The 24,938-nt window shown below is 37.3% G+C and carries 25 protein-coding genes; 5 read left to right on the top strand and 20 right to left on the bottom strand.

Annotated elements, in window-relative coordinates; all coding sequences use genetic code 11:
- Positions 1-181: 181 nt before the first annotated feature.
- The 5 genes from KJS36_RS06685 to KJS36_RS06665 all read right to left on the bottom strand — a co-directional run bounded on the left by KJS36_RS06685 (position 182) and on the right by KJS36_RS06665 (position 9,200).
- On the bottom strand, positions 182-424 hold the full coding sequence (locus KJS36_RS06685) for a YneF family protein (protein ID WP_213535927.1): 243 nt from the start codon (positions 422-424) through the stop codon (positions 182-184).
- 221 nt (positions 425-645) lie between these two features.
- On the bottom strand, positions 646-1,905 hold the full coding sequence (locus tag KJS36_RS06680) for a diaminopimelate decarboxylase (RefSeq protein ID WP_213535926.1): 1,260 nt from the start codon (positions 1,903-1,905) through the stop codon (positions 646-648).
- A gap of 142 nt (positions 1,906-2,047) precedes the next feature.
- Positions 2,048-3,487 carry a glutamate synthase subunit beta gene (locus KJS36_RS06675; RefSeq protein ID WP_213535925.1) on the bottom strand — a complete coding sequence of 480 codons (1,440 nt, stop codon included), beginning with the start codon at positions 3,485-3,487 and terminating at the stop codon, positions 2,048-2,050.
- A gap of 30 nt (positions 3,488-3,517) precedes the next feature.
- A complete protein-coding gene (gltB, locus tag KJS36_RS06670; protein WP_213535924.1) occupies positions 3,518-7,966 on the bottom strand; it encodes a glutamate synthase large subunit in 4,449 nt (1,482 codons plus the stop codon).
- 211 nt (positions 7,967-8,177) lie between these two features.
- On the bottom strand, positions 8,178-9,200 hold the full coding sequence (locus KJS36_RS06665) for a branched-chain amino acid aminotransferase (RefSeq protein WP_213535923.1): 1,023 nt from the start codon (positions 9,198-9,200) through the stop codon (positions 8,178-8,180).
- A gap of 104 nt (positions 9,201-9,304) precedes the next feature.
- On the opposite strand from KJS36_RS06665, the gene KJS36_RS06660 reads away from it, so the two are divergent.
- Complete coding sequence (locus tag KJS36_RS06660) at positions 9,305-10,060, top strand: mechanosensitive ion channel family protein (RefSeq protein WP_213535921.1); 756 nt, start codon at positions 9,305-9,307, stop codon at positions 10,058-10,060.
- Here the strand turns inward: KJS36_RS06660 and rnhB are convergent.
- Positions 10,057-10,830, bottom strand: a complete 774-nt coding sequence (gene rnhB, locus KJS36_RS06655) for a ribonuclease HII (RefSeq protein ID WP_280520334.1) — start codon at positions 10,828-10,830, stop codon at positions 10,057-10,059. The genes KJS36_RS06660 and rnhB overlap by 4 nt on opposite strands.
- The gene (gene ylqF / locus KJS36_RS06650) at positions 10,817-11,668 is read right to left on the bottom strand and encodes a ribosome biogenesis GTPase YlqF (protein WP_213535919.1); all 852 of its coding nucleotides are present in this window, start codon (positions 11,666-11,668) and stop codon (positions 10,817-10,819) included. Before ylqF ends, rnhB begins: the two co-directional genes overlap by 14 nt.
- A gap of 632 nt (positions 11,669-12,300) precedes the next feature.
- Here ylqF and KJS36_RS06645 point away from each other — a divergent pair.
- The 4 genes from KJS36_RS06645 to KJS36_RS06630 all read left to right on the top strand — a co-directional run bounded on the left by KJS36_RS06645 (position 12,301) and on the right by KJS36_RS06630 (position 14,403).
- A complete protein-coding gene (locus KJS36_RS06645; protein WP_213535918.1) occupies positions 12,301-12,780 on the top strand; it encodes a hypothetical protein in 480 nt (159 codons plus the stop codon).
- 318 nt (positions 12,781-13,098) lie between these two features.
- The gene (locus tag KJS36_RS06640; protein ID WP_213535917.1) at positions 13,099-13,761 is read left to right on the top strand and encodes a GIY-YIG nuclease family protein; all 663 of its coding nucleotides are present in this window, start codon (positions 13,099-13,101) and stop codon (positions 13,759-13,761) included.
- 58 nt (positions 13,762-13,819) lie between these two features.
- On the top strand, positions 13,820-13,993 hold the full coding sequence (locus KJS36_RS06635) for a bacteriocin (protein WP_213535916.1): 174 nt from the start codon (positions 13,820-13,822) through the stop codon (positions 13,991-13,993).
- A 62-nt stretch (positions 13,994-14,055) separates the two neighbouring features.
- Positions 14,056-14,403 carry a tyrosine-type recombinase/integrase gene (locus tag KJS36_RS06630; protein ID WP_244842791.1) on the top strand — a complete coding sequence of 116 codons (348 nt, stop codon included), beginning with the start codon at positions 14,056-14,058 and terminating at the stop codon, positions 14,401-14,403.
- A gap of 285 nt (positions 14,404-14,688) precedes the next feature.
- Here KJS36_RS06630 and KJS36_RS06625 read toward each other — a convergent pair whose 3' ends face one another.
- The 13 genes from KJS36_RS06625 to KJS36_RS06565 all read right to left on the bottom strand — a co-directional run bounded on the left by KJS36_RS06625 (position 14,689) and on the right by KJS36_RS06565 (position 24,938).
- The gene (locus KJS36_RS06625) at positions 14,689-15,120 is read right to left on the bottom strand and encodes a YxiG family protein (protein ID WP_213535915.1); all 432 of its coding nucleotides are present in this window, start codon (positions 15,118-15,120) and stop codon (positions 14,689-14,691) included.
- Between the two features lie 12 nt (positions 15,121-15,132).
- On the bottom strand, positions 15,133-15,630 hold the full coding sequence (locus KJS36_RS06620; RefSeq protein ID WP_213535913.1) for a hypothetical protein: 498 nt from the start codon (positions 15,628-15,630) through the stop codon (positions 15,133-15,135).
- A gap of 11 nt (positions 15,631-15,641) precedes the next feature.
- Positions 15,642-17,156 (bottom strand): T7SS effector LXG polymorphic toxin, encoded by a 1,515-nt coding sequence (locus tag KJS36_RS06615; RefSeq protein WP_213535911.1) that lies wholly within the window; start codon positions 17,154-17,156, stop codon positions 15,642-15,644.
- The gene (locus tag KJS36_RS06610) at positions 17,156-17,485 is read right to left on the bottom strand and encodes a DUF3958 family protein (protein ID WP_213535909.1); all 330 of its coding nucleotides are present in this window, start codon (positions 17,483-17,485) and stop codon (positions 17,156-17,158) included. The genes KJS36_RS06615 and KJS36_RS06610 overlap by 1 nt, the downstream gene beginning before the upstream one ends.
- Before the next feature lie 9 nt (positions 17,486-17,494).
- On the bottom strand, positions 17,495-17,758 hold the full coding sequence (locus tag KJS36_RS06605) for a hypothetical protein (protein ID WP_213535907.1): 264 nt from the start codon (positions 17,756-17,758) through the stop codon (positions 17,495-17,497).
- Between the two features lie 131 nt (positions 17,759-17,889).
- Positions 17,890-18,870: a hypothetical protein gene (locus KJS36_RS06600; RefSeq protein ID WP_213535905.1), complete on the bottom strand. Its 981-nt coding sequence runs from the start codon at positions 18,868-18,870 to the stop codon at positions 17,890-17,892.
- 199 nt (positions 18,871-19,069) lie between these two features.
- Positions 19,070-20,287, bottom strand: coding sequence for a hypothetical protein (locus tag KJS36_RS06595; RefSeq protein ID WP_213535903.1), 1,218 nt, complete (start codon positions 20,285-20,287; stop codon positions 19,070-19,072).
- Positions 20,288-20,303: 16 nt separating this feature from the next.
- Positions 20,304-20,843, bottom strand: coding sequence for a hypothetical protein (locus KJS36_RS06590; protein ID WP_213535901.1), 540 nt, complete (start codon positions 20,841-20,843; stop codon positions 20,304-20,306).
- 308 nt (positions 20,844-21,151) lie between these two features.
- Positions 21,152-22,030: a GH25 family lysozyme gene (locus KJS36_RS06585; protein ID WP_213535899.1), complete on the bottom strand. Its 879-nt coding sequence runs from the start codon at positions 22,028-22,030 to the stop codon at positions 21,152-21,154.
- Entirely contained in the window at positions 22,031-22,255 is a 225-nt protein-coding gene (locus tag KJS36_RS06580) for a holin (RefSeq protein ID WP_213535897.1), read from the bottom strand.
- Between the two features lie 12 nt (positions 22,256-22,267).
- The gene (locus tag KJS36_RS06575) at positions 22,268-22,495 is read right to left on the bottom strand and encodes a hemolysin XhlA family protein (RefSeq protein ID WP_213535895.1); all 228 of its coding nucleotides are present in this window, start codon (positions 22,493-22,495) and stop codon (positions 22,268-22,270) included.
- 18 nt (positions 22,496-22,513) lie between these two features.
- Positions 22,514-23,803 carry a pyocin knob domain-containing protein gene (locus KJS36_RS06570; protein ID WP_213535893.1) on the bottom strand — a complete coding sequence of 430 codons (1,290 nt, stop codon included), beginning with the start codon at positions 23,801-23,803 and terminating at the stop codon, positions 22,514-22,516.
- Between the two features lie 10 nt (positions 23,804-23,813).
- Positions 23,814-24,938, bottom strand: coding sequence for a siphovirus ReqiPepy6 Gp37-like family protein (locus tag KJS36_RS06565; protein WP_213535890.1), 1,125 nt, complete (start codon positions 24,936-24,938; stop codon positions 23,814-23,816).

Raw genomic sequence — 24,938 nt, 5'->3', positions numbered from 1 at the left:
TGCTAAAATTATTTTTGACAGAACTAGCTAAACAAACTAGCCTATCCGTATCTCCGCTTCGCTACACTGTCCATTCGCATCATGAGTGAGCAAGCTCACAACGGCTTCGCTCTGTCAAAAATAATGATAGACAAAAGACGAATATACTTTGCACAAGCAAAGTATATTTCTCACTGTTATATCATTTTTTCTTCTTAGTGTCTGCTTGCTTTGCAGCCGCACGAATTTGGCGCAAGACTTGTTGAACTTGCACTTCACTTGGTTTACGTCCCATTGATGACATCATCAATCGCACACCATCTTCATTCAATGGTGGATTTTCAATCAACATTTTCTTCGTTTGACGTTGCATATAATAAGTCCCGCCCGCAAAACCGGCAAGAGCAAAAACAACAATAAGTACAATAGCTAACCACAATGGCATTTTATAATCTCCTAATTTAGCGCAAATTTTCTCATTTTTGTCTCATTATTTTTTTGACATAGCAAAGCCGTTGTGAGCTCGCCTCACTTACGGATAGGCTAGTTTGTTTATTTAGGACTGTCAAAAATCATAAAAACAAAAAATTTTCAAAAATAATATCGCTTTCGTATTTTACACTCCATTATATCAAATTTAAGCAAATTTGTCAGTAACTCATCAGATTAAATTTCAAAGTCAAAGCCATCAAGCGTTGCAAAATAATCCTCAGGACGTTCCGCACGACGAATCATCCGAGCCCCCCCAGCTTCTTCCAGCAAAATCTCGCTACTACGCAGCTTTGCATTATACTGATAACCCATCGAAAATCCATGCGCTCCCGTATCATGAATAACCAACAAATCTCCCTCAGCTATTTCAGGCAAATCACGTTCCTTAGCAAATTTATCATTATTTTCACATAAAGCACCTGTCACATCATAAACTTGCGTTGCCGGCTCATTTTCTTTGCCAGCCACCGTAATATGATGATAAGCGCCATACATCGCAGGCCGCATCAAATTAACACTGCTTGCATCCACACCAACATATTTCCGATAAGTTTCTTTCAAATGCAACACACGTGTCACAAGTACACCATGCGGCGCCAACATAAAACGCCCCAATTCTGTAAAAATTTTAATATTTCCCAAACTATTTGCACTTAGCACTTCATCATAAACTCTATGCACACCAGCACCAATCACCGCAATATCATTCGCTTTTTCCTCAGGACGATAATTCACACCAATCCCACCAGACAAATTGATAAAATCAAGACTGACGCCCGTTTCCTCACGAATTTCCAAAGCAAACTCAAACAACTGCTTTGCTAAAGCAGGATAATACTCATTCGTTACCGTATTTGATGCCAAAAAACTGTGCATTCCAAAATGTTTCACACCCAAAGCCTGCAAATCCTTAATCCCTTGCATAAACTGAACCTTCGTCATACCAAACTTTGATTCCTCAGGATTATCCATGATTTGCGTTCCCATAGCAAAAACACCACCAGGATTATAACGCAAACTCATCGTCTCTGGAAATTCAAACCTCGCCAGATTTTTCAAAAATTCAATATGCTCATAAGCATCCAAATTAATCGTCGCATCAATTTCCCGTGCATACAAATATTCCTCAGCAGGCGTATCATTCGATGAAAACATCATTTCCGAGCCATCAAAACCAGATTTTTTAGACATCAAAAGTTCCACATAACTCGCACAATCCACACCACAACCTTCTTCATGCAACATCTTCAAAATCGCAGGATTTGGCGTTGCTTTCACAGCAAAATATTCCTTAAATCCCCTATTCCAAGAAAATGCCTGATAAAGCGCACGCGCCTTCTCCCGAATTCCCTTTTCATCATACAAATGAAACGGCGTAGGAAATTCTGCCACAATATCATCAAGCTGTTCTTTATTCACAAATGGTAATTTCATAATCATCCTCAAAATTCTATATTCTTTCAATAATTATAGCAAAATTCTTCTATAAAAAGTTCGAAAAGTTTCTTTACTCCCACTATTATCCAGTTAATAAAAAACAAAGCAAAAAATCCTTGACTTTCTGCTTTGTAAACATTTAAACTCTCACATTCTCCATAATCACAGCATCAACCGCCTCAGCAGTTTTGCGTCCCTCACGGATTGCCCAGATAACAAGCGACGGTCCACGTCTAGCATCGCCAGCCACATAAACTTTAGGATTATTTGTTTTATAATCATCATAAATTTCCTGTACACCAAAAGCATCAAAAACACTTTTATCTGCGCCAACAAATCCCATAGCAAGTAACACAAGGTCAGCTTCTAACACTTCTTCTGTTCCATCTATCAACTTAAATCCAGGTCCAACTTGACTCACTTTCAAACCAGCCACATTTCCAGCACCGTCATCAATAAACCCTGTTGCCGTAACTGTATATTGTGTCAAATCTTCATTGCCAACAAAAGCTCCCTCTTCTTGACCATAGCCATGTTTTAGCACCATCGGCCATTCAGGCCAAGCATTATTACTCTTACGTTCAAGTGGCAAGCTAGGCGTGATTTCAAGTTGGCAAACGCTTGCAGCGCCAAGACGAACCGCTGTACCGATACAGTCATTTCCTGTATCACCACCACCGATAACCACGACTTTTTTACCTTCTAAAGTTTTAGGAAGCTTATCTTCGCCTGCTTCCAAAAGTTGTTTCGTCGTTTCTGTCAAGAAATCTACAGCAAATTCAATACCTTTCAGCTCTCGACCTGGCGCTTGCAAATCACGCGGAACACCAGCACCAATCGCTAAAATCACACGTTCATAACTTTCAGCCAATTCCTCATAAGTCAAATCTTTCCCGATTTCGGTATTAGCGACAAATTCAACACCAAGTTTTTCCATGAGGTCAATGCGCTGCTGTACAACCTGCTTGTCCAACTTCATATTAGGAATTCCATACATCAACAATCCACCAAAACGGTCAGATTTTTCAAAAACAGTCACAGAATGTCCCAGACGATTAAGTCGCCAAGCTGCTGCAAGCCCTGCGGGACCAGAACCAATCACCGCAATTTTCACACCTGTTCGCTCACCCGCTTCGCCCATTTCATAGACCCAGCCATTTTCATTTGCTGTATCGCCAATAAAACGTTCATTATCTTTAATTGTAATTCCAGCACTATTTAAAGCATCCGCACAAGCTTTCTCACAAGGTGCTGGACACACGCGCCCAGTAAATTCAGGAAAAGGATTTGTCAAACTCATCCGCTCATAAGCACGTTTCACAGCTCCGTGATAAACCAAGTCATTCCATTCAGGAATATGATTATCATTCGGACAACCAGATACTGCACGCTTTCCACCATAGAAAATTCCATCATGACAAAAAGGAACATCACAGTGCATACAGCGCGCCGCTTGCTTTTGCCGTTCTTCATTAGAAATCGGAATTTGCAACTCAGCAAAATCGCGAATTCTATCAGCCAATTCCCGATAAGGGTTATCAACACGTTTATATTTCAAAAATCCATTTGGATCAGCCATTCTTTCCTCCAATCAGCATATTGACTCTGCTTATTCTCCTTGTACTTTCTCAAATGTTTCATAAATCAGTTCTTCACCAGCTAAACCAGTTTGTGCCAATTCTTTTTCAACATCTTTGATATGATGATATTCTCTTGGATAAACCTTGACAAACTTCTCTACTTCTATTTCCCAATGTTCCAAGATATATTTTGCTTTCTGAGAATCTGTATAAGCCAAATGATTTTCTAGCAAAAGTTGCAAGACTTCATCGTCATCTGTTTCTCCGACCTTGTACAAATCAACCATTTCATGATTGACTTTGGTAGCAAAATCTCCGTTGACATCATAGACATAAGCAACACCACCAGACATACCAGCACCAAAGTTACGACCTGTTCTCCCCAGAACTACAGCAACTCCACCTGTCATATATTCACAACCGTGGTCGCCCGTTCCTTCAACAACAAATTGCGCACCAGAATTTCTAACTCCACAACGTTCCCCAGCACGTCCACGGAAATAAGCTTCTCCACGAATTGCACCAAATAAAGAAACATTACCAATGATTGCTGTATTTTCAACATCATAAGCTGCATCAAGTGGTGGCTTGACAATCAAACGTCCACCAGATAAAGATTTTCCGATATAGTCATTTGCTTCACCAATCAGAGTAATTTCCATTCCGGCTGTTGCATAAGAAGCAAAAGATTGCCCTGCAATTCCTGTATATTCATACTTGACCGCACCATCTTGCAAGCCAAAGTTGCCATAACGTTCCGCAACCCAGCCTGCCATTCGAGCACCAGCTGTCCGATTAACATTATTAATCTTTTCTTTTACCGTTGCAACTGCTCCAGCTTCAAGTGAAGCCTGTGTGAAGCCATCTAATTCACGCCAAGGACGAGTTTCCGCAAAAGGACTTTCATGTTTTTGGGCAATCGGTAAAGTTTGACCAATCATCCGACTGAAATCCAATCCTCTCGCCTTATCTGCTACATCGCTTTGTGCATGAAGCAATTCTGCATGACCCACAAGCTCACTAATTGAACGGAATCCAAGTTCTGCCATGATTTCACGCAATTCTTCAGCCATAAAGAACATCAAACGAACAATATGTTCAGATTTGCCCATAAAATGCGCACGTAACTCTGGATTTTGCGTGGTAATACCAACAGGACAAGTATTCAAATGGCAATTTCGTGTCATAATACAACCAATCGCAACCAGTGCCAAACTAGCAAAAGAATATTCCTCAGCGCCCAACATTGCAGCAATCGCCACATCGCGTCCTGTGACAACTTTTCCGTCTGTCTCCAAAGTCATTCGGTCACGTAAATTGTTCATTGTCAATGTTTGATGTGCTTCAGCAAGTCCCATTTCCCAAGGCAATCCAGCATCACGTGTAGAGTTACGAGGTGAAGCACCTGTTCCTCCGTCATAGCCAGAAATAACTACCTTATCAGCACCTGCTTTGACACAGCCCGTTGCAATCGTTCCAACACCCGTTGAAGAAACAAGTTTAACATTGATTTTTGCATAAGGATTGATTTTTTTCAAATCAAAAATCAGCTGTGACAAATCTTCAATCGAATAAATATCATGATGAGGCGGTGGAGAAATCAAGCTCACACCGGGTGTTGAATTACGTACTTCAGCAACCCAAGGAAAAGCTTTACGTCCAGGAAGTTGACCACCTTCGCCCGGTTTTGCACCTTGCGAAATCTTAATCTGAATTTCCTCAGCACTCATGAGATAAGCTGCTGAAACGCCAAAACGTCCTGAAGCGACTTGTTTTATCTTTGAATTATACTCTGTGCCATAACGTTTCGCATTTTCTCCACCTTCGCCAGAATTAGATTTTGCACCAATCGAATTCATCGCCTCAGCAATACATTCATGTGCTTCTTGTGAAAGTGAGCCAAAACTCATCGCTCCAACTTTAAATCGTTTGACGATACTTGTTGCAGGCTCTACTTCATCTATCGATACCACTGGTCTATCTGACTTAATCTCCCAGATATGGCGCAGACTAGATGGCTTCTTTTCATTTTCTTGATCAATGTGAGCCACATATTCTTTAAATTGTTCATAATTATTCTGACGTACAGCATTTTGAACATTATAAATCATGATTGGATCATAGACATGATGTTCTCCCTCATCTGCACGAAATTGGAAACTTCCACCTGTTTCAAGTGCATCTTGTGATTTATGTCCATACGCTTTTTCAACACGTTGACGATATTCATTTTCAATCTGTGCTAGAGAAAGCCCTCCAATACGCGTTGTTGTACCAGTGAAGTATTTATCAACCACTTCTTTAGATAGACCAATCGCTTCAAAAAGTTGAGCGCCTTTATAGCCAACAATAGTTGAAATTCCCATACGACTCATGACTTTGATGATACCTTTTTCAGCAGCATGACGATAATTATCTAATTCTTTAGCAGAACCATGTCCCCAATCTTTTAACGTTGCATAAGCACCATAAGGATGAATACCTGATGCACCATAACCAACTAGAGCAGCAAAATGATGTACTTCGCTCACCTCTGCCGTATCCACGATAATCGCAAATTTACTAGCCACTTTACGCCCTAACATATAATGATACAAGCCAGACATTGCAAGTAAAATCGGCATTGGAACTTTTCCTTTTGCAAAATCACGATCGCTCAACACAATAATTGTCGCACCATCATTCACTAACTTTTCAACTCGATAAAAAAGTTTATTGAGTGCATTTTCCAAAATATCATCTTCTTTGTATAAAGTAGAAACGACTTCTGTATGATAATGTTCCTCTTTCAAAGCTAAGACTTTTTCAAAATCTGCTGTTGACAATACTGGACTTGCTAATTTTAATTTACGGACATTATCACTACTTGCAAATGTTGGATTTCCATCCTCGCCAAGATAAGTTTCTGTGCCGATGACTACGCGCTCACGGATAGCATCAATTGGTGGATTTGTTACCTGAGCAAATTGTTGTTTAAAGAAAGTATAAAGAGATTGTGCTTGGTCAGACAAGACTGCAAGCGGTGCATCAAATCCCATTGAAATGATTGGTTCTTCGCCAGCACTTGCCATTGGCAACATTACTGTGCGAATAATTTCGTCATTGTATCCAAAAAGTTTCCACATCGCATTGATAGATTTTTCAGGAATATCTGCTACTTTCACAGAATCACGCAAATCATCAACTGTTTTCAAACCTTCTACTAACCATTTTTCGTAAGGCTGTTGACTTGCATAGTGTTTTTTGACAGCTTCATTGCGGATAATCTCACCTGTTTCGGTGTTTACCAAAATCATATTTCCGGGTCCAAGCACACTTTTTTCAACAACTTCACTCGCTGGAATATCTACAACGCCTGATTCACTAGACAAAATCATGAAATTATCTTTCGTGATTGAATAACGACTTGGACGCAAACCATTTCTATCAAGGCGCGCACCAACCATTGTACCATCTGTAAAGACAAGCGCAGCTGGTCCATCCCAAGGTGCAATGTGACTTGTGGCATATTCATAGAAAGCGGATAGTTCTGGACTCAATCCAGCTTCTTTTCCCCAAGCTTCAGGAATCATCATCAACAAACTTTCAGGAATATCACGTCCATGACGGTAAAGATATTCCATACAATTTTCTAATTTTGCTGAGTCTGAATTTTCTTCATTGTACATCTCAATGTTATTAACTTTCATCCAGTTTTCAGCACCACGCAAGGTGTTAATTTCACCATTATGCGCCAAAAAACGGAAAGGTTGCGCACGATTCCAAGATGGAAATGTATTGGTTGAGAAACGACTATGTGTCAAAGCAATGTGACTCTTAAAATCTGCATCTGATAAATCAGGATAGAAAAGTTGCACTTGATAAGCATGAAGCATTCCTTTATAAACTAAGGTCTTACTTGATAATGAGCAAATATAAAAATCGTCCTCATCATAACGTTTTTCAAGCGAACGTCGGACTTCAAATAATGAGTCTTCAAAGGCTCGACCAGCGAGACATTTATCAGACTTTTCGATAATCACTTGAGCAAATGCTGGCATAATATTTTGTGCTGAAGTTCCACAAGCTTCATAGTTATATGGCACTGAACGAATAAATAAAATCTCATGTCCTTGTGCTTTAACAGCCGCCTTAATCGCTTCAAGTATTTCACGTTGCTTTGTTTCTTGACGTGTCAAAAAAAACTGTCCAACAGCATAATTTCCTGCTGCGGGGAGTTCAATTTCTTGTTCTTTCGCAAGTTTAACAAAAAAATCATGAGGCATGGCAAGGAGCATTCCTGCACCATCTCCTGTTTCGGGTTCTGCACCTGTCCCACCACGATGATTCATCCGAGTGAGCATAGACAAGGCGTGTTCAACAAGCTTGTGGCTTGCTTTTCCATCTATTTGTGCGATAAAACCCATACCACAAGCATCAGATTCAAATTCTGGACGCCACAATGTATTTTGTAAGGCTTTTTCAGCTTCTTTTTTCATACTAACCTCTCTTTGAAAATGTCATACTTTATATTTTACAAAAAAATCCGACAAAAAGCAATATTTTCTGACAATTATAAACAAAAGTAAAAGGTTTTTTACTTTTTTACTTTTTTACTTTAATAAAAAAAACAGTTTAACTTAGAAACGCTAAACTGTTTTTTAGTCGAATTAGAATACTTTCTTTTCAGAGAAAGCAAAATTATCATATTTATTTTACTTTATAAATCCAGCCTGCTGGTGCTTCAACATCACCAAATTGGATGCCGACAAGTGTGTCATAAAGTTGGCGCGTCACAGGTCCTACTTCTGTTTCTGAATAGAAAACGTGTTTGTCATCGCCATTATCAATTCGTCCAATTGGAGAAATGACTGCGGCTGTTCCACAAGCACCTGCTTCAACAAAACGGTCAAGGTCATTGATGTAAACATCACCTTCAACAGGCTTCAGTCCTAAACGTTCTTCTGCAAGTTGGAGGAGTGAATATTTCGTGATAGATGGCAAGATTGATGGACTTAGCGGTGTAACAAATTCACCGTCTTTTGAAATTCCAAAGAAGTTTGCTGAACCAACTTCTTCAATCTTTGTGTGTGTAGCAGGGTCAAGATAAATCACGTCAGAATAACCTGCTGCGTGCGCTTTTTCGCCGGGTTCAATCGAAGCTGCATAATTCCCACCGACTTTTGAACCTCCTGTGCCAAATGGTGCTGCACGGTCATAATCATGTGAAGCGATAAAGTTAGTTGGTGTCAACCCACCTTTGAAATAATTTCCGACAGGCATTGCAAAGATTGTGAAAATATACTCGTCGGCAGGATGAACACCGATAATTCCACCTACACCAATCAGCAATGGGCGCAAATACAATGTTGCTCCAGTCCCATAAGGTGGCACAAAGTCTTCATTTGCCTTGACGACTTGCATTACAGCATCAATAAACTTGTCTGTTGGTACTTCTGCCATATGCAAACGACGTGCTGTATTTTGCAGGCGAGCAGCATTACGGTCTGGACGAAAAAGCTGGATAGAACCATCTTTTGTGCGATAAGCTTTCAAACCTTCAAAACCTTGCTGACCATAATGCAAAGCAGGTGAACTTTCAGAAATGTGCAATGTTGCATCTCCTGTTAATTCGCCAGCATCCCATTTGCCATCTTTAAAATGTGAAATATAGCGAAATGGTAATTCGCGATAGTTAAATCCTAGATTTTCCCAGTCTAAGTCTATGCTCATAAATAATTCCTCCAAAGCTTCTAATAAAAATTTTTGATATAATAGAATTATAGTCTTTTTTTGACTATAATTCAAGAAAATTTTCAGAAAATAAGAGATATCGTATGAATTTTTTAACTATTAATTGGGCAAAAATGGGTGAGATATTACTGGCTAAAGTCTTTGATATCGCTGTGTTGACTGTTCTTTTTGCTATTTTTTATTATCTTGCGGCACGGATTGTGCGGCGTTTATTCAAAAATTATGCTGAGAAAAAGTGGACAGATACAGCGCGGATATTGACATTTTCCCGTTTAACAACAAGCGGTATTCATTATGTGACAATTTTTCTTTATATTTATACTTTGTTAGGAATTTTGGGCATTCCTGTTGGAAGTGTTCTTGCTGGTGCTGGAATTTTTGGTGTCGCGCTTGGTTTTGCTGGACGTGATTTGGTTGCTGATGTGATTAACGGTTTTTTCATTATTGTTGAACATCAGATTAATGTCGGTGACACTGTGGCTTTTGCAAATCTAAATATTGAGGGCGTTGTTAAGAGCGTTGGGATTCGTTCAATTACGGTCATTAGTACAGATGGGGCAACAACATTTATTCCCAATCGTAACATTGAAGCGCTGAAAAATTACTCTTATCAAGCTCGGACAGTTCTTTTAGATGTCCCAGTTCTTTTGACAGAACTGTCAAAAATGAAAGCACACATTTTGATGGTCAATTCTGATTATCCGCAGGTTGAGTTCAAGGGAATTGTCAATGTCGAAGATAAACTTTTTCTCCGTAGCGCATTAACCGCTTCACAGAGCGATTTATCAGCACTCAAAATTGAAATTTTGGATAAATATTATAAAAACACAGAAATTTAATTTTCTGTGTTTTTCATTGATTTGATAGGTTCAAAAGATAATCTGTGAATTGGTGTAATTCCCTGTTTTGACAAGGCTGTCAAATGTTTTGCTGTACCATATCCTGCATTGTGTTCAAAATCATATCCAGGATATTGAATTGCAAAATCGCGCATCATTTCATCTCGTGTGACCTTTGCAACAATCGAAGCTGCAGCAATGCTGGCACTCCGCGCATCCCCGTGAATGATTTTCGTCTGTGGAATTGTCATATCAAGCGTCATCGCATCAATCAACACGTGTTCTGGCTTTTTTGACAGACCTGTCAAAGCCTGCAACATCGCGATTTTCGTAGCTTCATAGATATTCACTTCATCAATTTTTTGATTATCAATGATGCCAATTCCAATCGCTAACGCTTGCTTTTGAATCTCATCAAAGACTTGCTGGTGTTTACTTTTTGGCACTTGCTTACTGTCATTGAGTCCCGCAATTTTACAGTTCTTTGGCAAAATAACTGCAGCTGCAACAACTGGACCTGCAAGCGGTCCGCGCCCAACTTCGTCAATTCCAGCAATCAGCTCAATTCCTTGCGCATAAAGATTTTTTTCAAATTCCAGCAAATTTTCCAGTCGCAGATTTTCTGACAGTTCTGTCAAAATCTGTTTTTTACGCTGTTTAACTGCTGCTTTCACTCCTTTGCGCTCATCTTGTTCAATTTCCACAAAACGAGGATCATCTATTTTTGACAAACTTGTCAAAAATTCTTTTATTTCGTTAATTGTCGCCATTTTCATCCACTTTATCTAAACAATAAGTTCCCAATTTCCCATCACGCACTTCTTTGAAAAACAATGTATAAAAACGCTCATAATCCTCACGAAAACCAAATCTCTGAGTCAATTCCATAATCAACTCAGGAATTTCCAGCTCAAAATCAGCATCCGTCATCCGAAAACGTTTCGCTGTAATCTCAGGATAATTCTCACAAAAATAACGCAAACCAAAAATTGTCACCTCATCCATCGGCAAAAGTTTGTCTTTTATCGCTCCAGTCAGCGCCAATTTCAAACCAACCAATTCATCTTCAAATTTCGGCCACAAAATCCCCGGCGTATCCAAAATTTCCAGCTCAGGATTTGTCCGAATCCATTGTTGTCCCTTTGTCACTCCCGGTTTATTACCAGTCTGAGCAACTTTTTTTCCCGCCAAACGATTCATCAACGTCGATTTTCCAGCATTAGGAATGCCAACAATCATCGTCCGCAAAGCTTTATTTTGAATGCCCTTATCCCGATTCCGCTGTATTTTTTCAGCCATCAACTTCTTTGCCGCTACAGTCAATCGTTTTGCCGTATAATCCTCTTTTGAATTGATCGCCAAAGTCATCAATCCCTGACCTTCAAAATAATCCAACCATTTTTTCACTTCTGACTTATCCGCCAAATCAGCCTTATTCAGCACCAAAAGCCGTGGTTTTTCGCCAATAATCTGCCCCAACATCGGGTTGCGCGAGCTCATCGGCAAACGTGCATCCACCAACTCCACCACAAAATCCACATATTTCAAATTCTCCTGAACCTGCCGACGTGCCTTTGACATATGTCCTGGAAACCATTGTATAACCATCTCTACTCCTAAACCGCGCTGTAACAAGACTTACAGTCCCTCTTTTTTTAATTTTTAGAAAAAGTATTCAAACTTTATATTTCAATCCCATAGTAATTGGCAAGCAATATCTTATTTTTCTCTAAATATTGCTCTACTTGCCATCTAGTTCCGATTATATCATACCTGCAAACTTCTCTTTATTGTTCTATTTTAACATTTTTTGTCGTTTTATGTTGCTATTGGTGGATTACTTTCATTTCATTCACTTTGAAATTAGATATAAAAAAAGCATTTCACAACAATAAATGAAACACTTGTTTTATATCTAATTTCTCTTTCGCTTTAATATCACTAATATAGAAAAACTATCGTTTTCTCTTGCTTTTGGTAAATCTTGCTTTAGAAACTTTTACCTTTTGCTGTGGTTGAGTAACTGTTCTTTTGTAAAAAAATATACGAAAAAATCATATTTCGCGATGCTTCTTTTTTAAATAATTATTGCTTTATAATGTTTTTACTTTTATTGACACAAAAGTAAAAACCTATGATATACTTAGTATATCATAGGTGATAACGCTTTCTTTATCTTTATGAATACTTTGTTTAAAAAAGAAATTTAAAAATCTGATTTTAATTAGGGGAGTAATAAAATGGATATTCAGAAAAAAGAAAAACTTGCCGCTTTGCAAATAATTAGAGATAAGATGAAAACACATAAAATATCAACAATTGAATTGGCGAAGTTTCTTAATATTGATAGTGTCAGTCTTTCAGACTTTTTGTTTTATCGCAAAGTGCCAAATGATAAGTTAATCAATAAAATTTCTACGAATCTTGAAAAATTAGAAATGAGTAAATTCAAATCACTGAATGAAGAGCCTACTTTTATTGACTTATCTTTTTCAGACTTTGAAGCTTCTAAAATCCCTCCTAAATTGGGAGAAAAAATTTGTAGGATTAGGGAAAAAATCCAGCTAAATCGAGAAGAACTTGCTTCTTGCCTGAAACCACCTGTTTCTTCTCAGATTGTCGCTTATTGGGAAGATAATATTATTATTCCAAAATTAGAATATTGCGTGCAGTTGAGCGATTTGGGCGTTGTGACTTTGGATTGGTTGTTGAGGGATTAACTATCAAAATAAAGTCATTTCCCATAATTTCATAAATTTAGTTAATGTGCTATAATTTTAACGAAGATTGTTGCTAGTGCAGCTTATCAAATCGAGACACGGCGAAAAAGTCTCGATTTTTTATACTTCGTGGTTCTGTAAGAACCTATTCATGGAGGCAAGCTGAAGCAGATAGTGCTGGTAACACGCGTGCTGAACGCGGCAATCAATACGCTAGACCTTAAATATATTGATTGGCTATAAACTTTATCTGACCTTTAAACAATAAAAATATTATTTAATGTGTACCATCACTAAAAACTGGTAAAGGGAGAATAGATGTCTGAAAAGGGATTTGTCTATGCGCTTGAAAATAAATCATTTCCAGGTATGATAAAAATTGGACAAACAACAAATTTACATAAACGTTTGAAACAATTCAACAATACTGGTATGCCAAATAGTAGTCCTACTTTATTACTTTTTGCATTAGAATTGGATAACTACAAAAAAGCTGAACGATTACTGCACAATACGTTTTTTGATAAACGTGAAAGTAAAGCAAAAGAATGGTTTGAAGTATCATTTAATCAAGTCAAAGCTGCGTTTCAACTTCTTGCATTAAACAATGAAACTGGCTTAATCCATCCTGCGGAATATAATTCTGAAATTCAAAAGAAAGAGATTAAGCAAGTCGTCCGAAAGATAGGCACGCGCCCTAACAGGACATTTCATTATTTAAATATTCAACCTGGAACAAATCTTGTCTTTAAAGATGATCCTAAACTCATCGCTACAGTCGCCGATGAGAAAAATCAAGTGATCTGTCCTTGCTGTAAAAAAGTACAATCATTGTCTCGTGCGGCAATCTGTTGTTATGATGAAGCACATCATATTCCAGAGGAAAATAAAGGACGAGATAGAAATGGCTTTGCTTGGTTTTCTTACAACAGTATCTTATTGTCTGATTTAAAACCAATGGTGAATTCGGAGTTGGAATAACCCAAAAATGTTACTCCGTGTGCGCTATCACAAAAAACTGGCAGAAAGTGTGATTAGTATGGAAAAAGGAGACATTATTACCCTCTCAAATGGTAAAAAAGCTACAATTCTAAATGCTGATACAACTAGATATAAAAATATCATAATTGCAGAAACACAAGCTCAAGAAATACTTGTTGTTGATAGGGAAACACTAAGTCCTACCAGACCAAAAAGAGCAAATATGTTTTGAGCTAAAAAACCGCCAAACTCAATTATGAGCGGGCGGTTTTAATTAGGAAGGAAAAAGCAAACTTGGAAATAAAAGCATATAAAAAGAAAAATGGTACTACTGCTTATAAATTCAAGGCTTATGTTGGTAAAAAGAATGAAAAAAGCCAATATGCCGAAAAGAGTGGTTTCAAAACAAAAGCTGATGCACGCGCAGCACTGCATAATATCCAAGAAGAAATTGATAATCCTACTCCTAAAAGTGCTATGACTTTTAAAGAACTTTATGATGAATGGTTGCTAGTTTATGAAAAAGAAGTCCAAAATAGTACTTACTACAAAACTACTCGTGCATTTGAAAAACACGTTTTACCTGTTTTATACTCACATCACAAAATTTGCCAAAGACAAAATAGGGCAACAATTTTCTGATTATATTGATTTTTAACCAGTGTCTACAAGCTGGTTTTTTGTTTTTTTCTCCCTCTTTTTCTCCCTCTCTTTTATCAAATTGCATCATATTCCATCAGATTTCAAAAAACAAAAACCGCTCAACAGAGCGATTTTTTATGCTGTCTGGTTCTACGAGAACCTATTCATGGAGGCGAGGGGAGTTGAATATAATCAATTATACATATACTTATATCTTTTTAGTTCTGTTTTAGGGTCTGTATGTTTTTTATACTTTTGCCCCTTGTAAGATAATTTCTGAAGTTTTTAAAATCCAAAGTTCAACGTATCAGACTCAACTAACTCAAATTTATAATCATCCAATATAATTGTCGTCATTTCCAGAATTAAAAGCTTATCCCATAATTCAATAACTAAATTTCCTTTGCTTGAATATTGTTCTAACCATTTCGAGTTTTTAGAAACTATATTTATATCAACAAATTCTTGAAGTAACGTGATACTCGTCAACTCCAAATAATCATCTTCCTCTTTTTCTGAAAAGACTTTTCTTATCTCTCCGTTATTATTTACATAATAATAAGCGCTTATACCTAAAATTTCTAAATGGAAATTTTGCTTTTCTCCTCCATCCAAAAGTGATAAATCCATTTCAAGCTTATTCCCCAATATATCAAAGGTGTATGACACAATTTCAGATTCAAAAATTTCATTTAATTTTCCTTGTATATTTACCATACTTATAATCTCTTAAAATCCAAAACTTTCTGATTCCAGCTTAGCACGTTCTTTCGCTCGTGCTTGTTCTTCTTCAATTTTTTGTTTGTATTCGCGGAGTTCTTCAAGCTCTACTTTTTCTTTATCAACATATTTCGTAATTTTAGGCTCTTTATTTGCAAGAACATCTATAATGGTATCTACATTATCCGTCAAAATATAGTGTTTTAATTCATCAACTGGAAGAATATCAAGGCTTTGCTTCTCAAAATACTTGGCATAATCTGAGCTTTCGACTAAATAAATACTACTTCCAAATTTTGTTTCTTCGTTATTCTTTCGATATTCAGCAAAGCGCTGTAAAGTTCCATACTCAATCGTATATTTAAAGTCCCAAACAGAATCAAAAAATATTTTATAATACTCTCCCTTTTCTGTCGAATAAATAATCTCAAAAATTTGGTTTCCTCCTGAAATATTTGAGATTTCTTCAATTTCATTTTCAATCTGATAATTTATTAGTTTTTCCATTTTACACCTTTTCAATATCTAATTTTAATCCATGTACCCGTTGATTTATTAAAAATTCCCATAGTAGGTCTCTGAGTACTTGTTGACATATGCATATCTACAGTAGTTCCATCTTTTAACTTCCCAATCATAGTAGTTCCATCGGCTGCTACTCTCGTTTCAGTAAAATTAAGGGAATTAAAATCATTTTGTAATGCTACATCCCCCTTAGTATTTGATACAAAGTTTGAGACTTTATTTGTTTGCTTTGTAAGTGTTGTGCTCCCAAGCATTCTACTTACGCTATTATCAGTAGTTACAGCATTGATTTGGTCCATATCCGCAGTAACACCCGCGGCGGTCGCAAAATCTGCCACAGTACCATCTACAACGATATCTTTGACACCATTTGCTTCAACATCTTCAATTCCTAAAACTTTTTCAAGTTCTTCTATACCTTTGGGAATTTCTTCTACTTCATCAAGACCATCTCGCTTGGGTGGTGTGATAGCCATGATTTCATCTGGTGTCGCTGCTCGTGCATGTTTCAGATTAGGAATATAAGGCGCAAGCAAGGTAAACAAATAGCTTGGTTGTCCATTCAGCCAATACTGCTGTCCCTTTTTAGAGAGTTCGAGTTGATTAGCATTGAGTAAAAGAAGTTCTGTATTATAGGCTAGACTTACGTAATTGTCATAAGAGAAATTATCGCCAGGCGCATGGCTATTATTGACAAGAGTTTCAATGTACCGAATATAATCGTTAATTCCTGCTGTACTCCAGCCCGCTGCTTCAAGTGCTTCAATACTTTCAAGCATAGCATTTTTAAAAGCTGGGCTTTCTTTACCTGCCTTATCAATAAAATTATGATTTGAACTTCCAAAAGTTTCTTCGGTATAATCTCTCGTCAAATCTTTCGCCCATGCAGACATAGCTGTAATTGTAAAGTGTCCGTTGTGATAAGCATTACTTCCACCTTTTCCAAGGGCTGAGAAGCCTTTTTCAAGGTTGCCTTTGATACTATTCGCTTCGTCGTAAGCACCACTCACAGCACTCGCAAACTCATGCAGTGCTTCAACTTGTTTACTCAACTCAGAAATCGCACTCCCAAGACTTTCAATCTCGTTTTGATATTCTCGCTCTAGTTGCTGGTAAACAGGAACTACCGTTGGATTAGCCCGCATTTCATAGGTCAATTCACGAACCATTTCAACATAATTATTTCTCGCTTGTGTGTAGCCATCCATTGTGGTTGTCAACAAGCTCTCGTCTAACGGTGTTGGATAAGGAAAACTATTTACGGCACTCTGAACTTTTTTATTTCCTGCAATCACAGCTTCATTGTAAGCAATTTGACCTTGAACAAGTGGCACATAAGCGTCTGTACTTGCTGTTTTCGCTGAGTTCCATGTTTGACCTTTTAACTGGCTTTCATCCGCAAAGTTTCTCAAAGTTGACAAAGTAATATTTAATGAAGCATTATTACTTTCAAGGTGCTTGCCTGCATTGAGCATTTCTTGCACTTCGTTTATATCTAATTTTACCATTAAATTAGCTCACTCCTTTGCTTGTAGAGTTCTTCACGCTTATCCTCCAAACGATTTTTTTCTTGACGAATACTGTAACGTGCTTCTTCCGAAAGTTCCAAGAAATGAGCATTTACTGTCATTGACCGTGATAACATTTCACTTGCAATTTCTCGATTGTGTCCATTTTGGCTATTTGTGCCGAAAATATCCGTTGTCTGTTGTACCAAGCGCTGTGTTTCATTAAAACGGTCTTCAAACTCTGACAGCTTTCTTTCTTGACGGGAAAGTACATCAAAATCTTCTTCCGCTTGTATAATTTGTCGGTTCACACTTTCAAACGTTTCCATGAACTCCTCCTATTTAAAATCTTTCGCTGCGCTTTGGTCATCGGCTACTTTTTTACTTGCCATATCGACCAGGTCACTTGCGAAGTTTTTAATATCCAATTCGATATTTTTTGCATAGCTGGCACTTTGAGTATTGAGCGTTGCCCCTTGATGAATAGCGCTAATATCCGTATAACTGACTGATACCGTTGAAACCGTCGTTTTAAGGTCGATTGATTTTATCTTACTTGCGTGTGCTTCCGCTACCTCTGGAATGGTTTGAATATTTGCCATAAATACTCCTTATTTTGTAATTATTTTAACACCATTTTACTTTTATAAGTCATAAATTGCAAGAAGTAACTAAAAAGAACGCTGATAATTTTTCAACGTTCTTATAGTCAGACAATATCTCTTAATCAAGTCTAATTAGATAGAGGATAGCTCAAGCTGAACTGCCCGTAAGCTCCTGTAATAGCTTCCGAGCTTGTAACATTCACAGCACCATTCGTTGTAACATTAACAGATAGTCTTGAGTTTCCTCCTTCTGGGTTAGTCCCTGCCCCAACCGTAAACTCTGGTGCTAAATAACTACTGGGGAGACTTCCAACGACACGGCTAACATTTGCCGAGAAATTCCCCCAATTTCCATTACCTACTAAATAAACAACGTTTAATTTCACACAATAACGAAGTGTCGCAGTTGTAACACCTGTCAAAGTAATACTCGTCCATGGAATATCGCCAAGCATTCCCAGCTGTCCATCAATTTGCACATCTCCTGTCACGTAAAAACTCCCGTGAGGTGTTGTTGACCCAATATTTCCATAGCCAATAAATCCTTCTGCTAATGCTCTATTGTTCGCATCATATTCATAGAAACTTAATCCATTAGCTAACAAGAATGCTTCCAATCTATCAACATCTGGCATGAGGTTCCCTAAACCATCTACTTCTCCAATCTTTATAACTGTTGATATTCCATCTGTATTAAGTTGAGTATAAGTGTTTCCTGTTTCTGTTACTTTGACAGATTGCTCGGCTATCACACTATTTGCTGTTATATCAGATAAATCTAATGCATAAACTAATGAATAAGTAAATGTTTCTTCTGAGGTAACTCCTCCTGCTGTTAACTCAAATGTAAGTGTCCCACTTTCCGTAGTCAGCTGGTCATTGACTTCAAGTGTTGCTACTGCTGTTGTCGTGCCAACACCACTAAAACCAACACTCATTCCTGTTGGTTCCGTAGAGCTAAGAGCCGCAGAAGTGATGTTAATAGGTGCACCATCATTATCAGCTGTAAAGGTGATAGCAGTACTTTCTGGAATTGCTCGAAGTGTCCCTGAAACAAGCGCTGCTAAAAAACGATAGCTGTTGCTTGATAAATTAATTGTAATTGCCATTATAAAAGCCTCCTATGCTTTTTTATATACTCCAAAGTTAGTACATTCACTAACTTTATATATTAAGAATAGCACTTTCATATTAAATCTGTTAATCATATACAGTACTATTGTACATCTATTGTGTGTCAAAGAAAGAACCGTTTTCTTTTTATTTTAGGTAAATAAAAAACGCCCCGAAGGGCGTTAATTATTACTCTTAGAAAATATCCTTTTTGTCATAAGATTCTAATTTTAACTTATTATTTTCAAGAATATCATTTCCTTTATTATGCATTTCTTCTGTAATTCTCTTTACTTTATTCGCCGCATTGATAGATTTTCTATCTAGCTGATGAGTCGTATTATTATCACTAGCTATGAAATTTTGATATTGCTGTTCTCTTTTTTTGTCTAAAGTTTCAAGACTAGTTATTTGAGCGTCTAGGCGAGTGATTTCATCAGTTATTTCGTTTATTTCATTCTGTTCAGACTTTTTGTCCTCCAAAGCTTGTTTTCGCTTCCGTGCAATTTCAATACGAAGCTTTAAAATTCCAATCAAGCTGGGTAGAAATGTGATAGAAAAAGCTAAGCACATAACTAAAGGACTATTTTGTGAAATCTCATTTGTCTCTAAAAATCTAGGGTTCTCTTTTTTGAAATTTTTATTCGAGAAAAAATCAAAGCACAAAATTTGTAAAAAATTATCTTCATTTGCTATCTGATTATTTAAAACAACCACTATCGGTTTCTCATATTTTTTAAAAATATATTCAAATTTATCGAATTTCTCAGTTTTCTTTGAGAATCCTTCTCCCTCAGCAATTTCACTAGTATGAATATTTTGTATGTTCTCATCAGTGCTTCTTAAAACTTGTTTTATTCTATTTTTTGCTTTTGTGATATTTTTAAGATCTGCAAAACTTGAATTTTCTTTATCAATTAAATTTAAAAAATAATTCGATACTTCTTTCAAATTGTCTTCTTGAATCAAAGAGTATAATTCATTAATTATTGATTTTTTATTTAGTTTTTTTAATTGATGTGCATTACATATAGTATAAACATTCCTTAAAGCTTCAAACACTTCAAAGAGAAATAACGTATTCCTATTATAAGCCAGAGGAACAGGTGAACCCAAATAATAAAATAATTCAAGAGAGTTTCCATGCTCTAAACTAAGAATACCATCCTTATAACGTGTATATTTATTTTCTATTTTAACAGAACTATTCATTATCCAAATATTCTTCGCCTTGATACCACTTTCGAGCAATGCACTAATATTTTGTAATAATTCATTTTTATAATAAAGCTCGGATAGCTGAGTTGATATTCCATTTATCTCCCAATTACTATACAAAGTATCTTTACTACCTTCAAATTTAAGTTTTAACTTATAGTTTAATTGCTTAATAAACTCAGTATACGTATCCAATATATAATCAGTCTCCCTATTTTTTATTTTTTAAATCAGAAATTTCTTTTAATTTTTCTAAATTTTTTTGTTTTTCTTTCTTTAATTCGATTAACAACTCTTCTTTTTCCTTCTGAGCTTTTCTTTCACTTATAAATTTTTCTTCTTCAGTTTCCAATAGATTCTCATAATTCATATATGCTAACTGTAATAGCAATAATACAACTGAAATAGCTGTAAATCCCCCTCTTTTAGAAAAAGATATTATAAATTTGATTATATTATTATTTTGAGATATAAATGTCCATATACAAATCACTAGCACAATCACAGTTGATAGTGCTAATGATACAAATTTAATTTTTTTTGAGCTAATTTTAAATAACTTTATCACTGGCTCTATAATTGAAACAAGTAACGTCCACAGAGCAAAATAAATTAAAGCGAGTACCTTATTTAGGTCCAATTTAGAACTTCCAGCCAAAAAGGCGACAATTACGGTAAACATAAGCGCAATCACAATAAAAAATAAGGATAATCCATCGCTTTTAATATTAAGTTTTGATATTTTTTTCATATTAACTGGTCCTTTTACTTTATTGTATAGAATGAACCACTTGTAACTGATGTTTCTCGTAAAAAACATCTTTATACTTTCATTCTATCATTATTGTTTTTTGATTGTCAAGAATATTTTGACAAAGCAACCCAAAAACTTCCCTGTCAACAATGGGTAAGTATTTTAGTATTTTTGTATTTTAGTATTTTAGTATTTTAGTATTTTTGTATTTTAGTATTTTTGTATTTTAGTATTTTTGTATTTTTGTATTTTTGTATTTTAAATTTTGACCTATCTTAATCAAGTTCGGGTTAGAAATTCCGTTCTTAGTTGAAAGCAATATATTTCACAGGATAAAGTTTATCCCATAAATCAAACTGTGCTTGCGTTTTGATTTGGTTTGGAATGTTTTTCCCAACAATCGCTTTGTATGTCCCAACATAATGGTCATAGGCTGCTTTAGCATTCTTTCCCGTGAAAGCCAATGTGTTTTGTCCGTCAAATAAAAATGTTCCTGTTCCGTTTTGTACTGCAAATGCGTAAATCATTTTTGAATTCTCCTTTGTTGGTTGTGTGATAGTTTTTGTTGTGTTTCCTTGCGCCAGAGCTTGCCAGTCTGCTTTTGATAGTTCCACGAGGTTCAGGTCAAGATTACCGCCATATCCAGCGATACGTCCCATATCTTCATACTGATAGATGGCAACACTTTTCCAAGCACCTTGACCTTTTCCATCCGTCCACGGTGTCGCCCAGCTTCCTGTATTGTTATCTGGGTACTGCGCTCGCCAAAGTGGATACTTACCAGCAACGGCTGACCAATCCAGTGTCTCTGCAGTGCTTGCGCTCATATAGATGAACGGTGTTTTGCCTGTCTGTTGACTGACGTAGTCAAGCCATTGTTTCGCTCCTGCGCTTCCCCATTTTTGAACTGCCATGGCTTCAAAGTCTAAAGCAAGTGTAATCTTTCCAAGATATGGCTTGACTTTTGCTAGAAACTGATTAGCTTCTGCGATAGGGTCATTGCCGATAGCGAAATGATAAGCGCCTGCCATGAGATTATGTGCCAGTAGATAGTCTACCCATTGCTCGAAATAAGGATTGACACTGGCACTCTCTCCACTTGCTTTAACAATCGCTCCGTCAATTTGTAGCTTTGATAAATCTATCCCTGCCTGATTACTCGACAAATCAATGATATTAGCCATTTATTCCTCCTCTGTTGTTTTGACAATACTTGCTGTATCATCTCCAATCTTAGAACTAGCAATAGAGGTAAGAACAGATACCAATGTGGCTAGTCCAGCGACACTCAAAGCATTGAGCCAGTCAACGCTTAACAAGTCGGTCGCTCCTGCAAGTCCTACTGCGATAAGTGATTGACAAAACGTTTTTACCGCACGTTCTGCTAAATCTTTAATAAATGTTTTCATTTTATTTCTCCTTTAAAGTTTAATTTTTGTGAGGATATAAGCAATAACTGTCGCACCTAAGCCTATCATGTAGCCCCACGCCCATTTGTTATTAGCTTTCATCTCGCGAATAGTTTCTGCATTATTAAGCGCCATTAAATGCGCTTGTTCTGCTTTTTCCCTCAAAGCCTCATAATTATCAAGCTTTGTTTCAATTCTGGCAAGTCGTTCTAACACTTCTTGCCATGCTTTATCTTCCAATTTTTACTCCCCTCATCTTTAATTTAATGGCAACGTCACAGAAAAGCTCACATAGTTCGAACGGATGCCCGCTGTTCCTGCAACATATAAAGTCGTGCCATTTATACTAACACGCCAGCTATCTGTCGCATTTCCTGTAAATGCTGTTGTTACGTAAGTCAATGCGCTGAACAACGTCACAGGAAGTGTTGTAAGAACTTTCTGACCGTTATCATCAATGGTTGTCTGTACGTTAGAAGCCACAATCGTGATGTACCCGTTTTTAATTTGATATTTCAAGAAAGCACCGGCTGGAACGAGAACACCCGTTCCAGCCGTCAAATTCGTCCAAGGAACATCTGTCGCTTGCTTTAGCGTGCCAGAAATTTGTAAGTCTTTCACTGTCACTTTACCAGTATCATCTGCCATTACAGTTTTCGACCAACTACTCCAAGTTGCTGGGCTTCCTGAGATTGAACGACTATATGTCCAAGTAGTCTCATTCTTTGGTGAGTAAACGGTCAATTCTTGAAGCGAACCTGTAACGGTCAAAAACGCATAAAATCTTATTCCGTTAGTTTCAGATGGAGCATTTAAAACATCAGTTCCACCAACAAGCCCTCCAATTCTGTAATAGCCCACACCATTTATATTATTTAAATCAGTACCACTTGAAATGTTCCCCGCATTATGGATTGTCTCATTTATTTGATTTTGTAAGTTTCCCGCCGCATCTTCTGAAAGTTGACCTTTCATTTTATCGAACCACTCTGAAAAGACAATTCCGTTTGCTTCAAGCTCCGCTTTAAATTGTGCCAGTAAATCGCCTGTTTCGATTTGTTCAAAAGGACTTGAATAGCCACAGACTGTCTCGTCCGCTCGCATATCTGTGATGTTGGCTTGACTGATACTAGTCGCATTCGCTGGCACTGTGATGATTGCCAGTTGAAGCTCATAAGTATCTGCCGTTTGAACCACTTGCGTGCTGTTTTCTTTGTAAATAATCCCTGCGGTATTGCTTGATAAACTTAATTGAAGAACTACTGAATCCGTCCGTGGTTGATTAGTCAAGGGAACAGGAATTGGTAGGGAAAGAGGGGCTGTATTCATCAGCTGACCAAAACTTCCCATGATGGCAGCCCCAGCACCAACCGTCACATTCAAAGAAGGTGGTATGGTTGAAACCACTTGAAAAGCAGTTGCTCCTGGAATCGGAACCGTTGGAATGATTCCTGTACGATACAAGTTGGCATAAAATTGCATAAAATCTTGTGGCCCATACGCATTTGAACCGTTGATACTTTTTAAGGGAAAAGCCCATATTGACATTATTTTGTTCCTACTTTCTTTGTATTTTTTGAATGAGAGTGACACGGTCTTTATCAAAGGTTGGGTCTAAGTGATAGCCTGTGTCGTCCCATGTTTCTTGCATAGCCGTCAACACAGAACTCTTAGAAATTCCAAACAGTTGGCTAGTCACACGAACCGTATCGCCCACCTCATAATCTTTGCCGTAAACAAAGTTAAGGTTATTAAAATTGACTTCGCCATTGAGTTGGATTTTCTCGCTATGTTCGTCTAAGGCTTGATTTCCTCGTTGTGTCAACTGTGCAAGATATTGTTCGTCTGTGAGTGTCACAGCTTTTCCTGAATCGTCTGTGTAACTTTGTTGTAAGTCTCTGGCATCTACATATATTTCACAGACATCTAAACCGTTTGGCTTTCCCGTTGGCAAACGCGAAACCATGACCATCTTACGTTTTGTTCCCTCACCCTCGCCGAAGACATACGCAACCGTTGCTTTATCTGAGATATCGCGTGTGAGTGATTCTGATTTAAGTCCTTCATCTTTTAGACCAAACTCAACCCCACCCTCGCCGCTCAAATCTCTTCCTTGGTAAAATTGCACTTCTTGCTTAGGATTTTGAAGGTCAGCTTGAACCTCACGTAAACAAATTTGATGACTGTCCGCCAAAGAGTTTATCTCATCCGAAGGTGTGCCATAACTGTTTTGATAGGCTAAGGCTTGCCCTCCAAAATCGGGAGGTACTTTGATAGACAAATAAGAAATAGCCTTATCTGCAGTTGTGCTGATGAGCGTTTTGTTAATCAAGTCATAAATAATGGCTTCAGGCTTTGCACTATTCGTAGAGTAAGGCGGATTGATAATTCGTTTGCTTGCTTTTCCCAACAAACTTTTCCCACTAACCGTGAGTATATTGGATTGTGCGCCATCATAATCCATGACATCAATATAAAAATAACAATCCGCAATAGAAAGCACATTATCCGCCTTGAAAAAGGGGAAATAATAGGGAACTAAAGGAACAGTAAGCTGAAAAGTATTGTAAGAGTAAGCTTTCCATGTCACGATACAGCTCTTGAAATTATCAAAAATCCCTTTAGAAAGAAATTGAAAGTCTCCTTGATGGTCAAACAGTTCAATAGATAATTCTTTTTCCAT

The organism is Lactococcus nasutitermitis, from assembly GCF_018403765.1.
GTDB lineage: Bacteria > Bacillota > Bacilli > Lactobacillales > Streptococcaceae > Lactococcus > Lactococcus nasutitermitis.
Note: the sequence above shows the minus strand (reverse complement) of the source record. Positions and strands in the feature narration are given on the sequence as shown.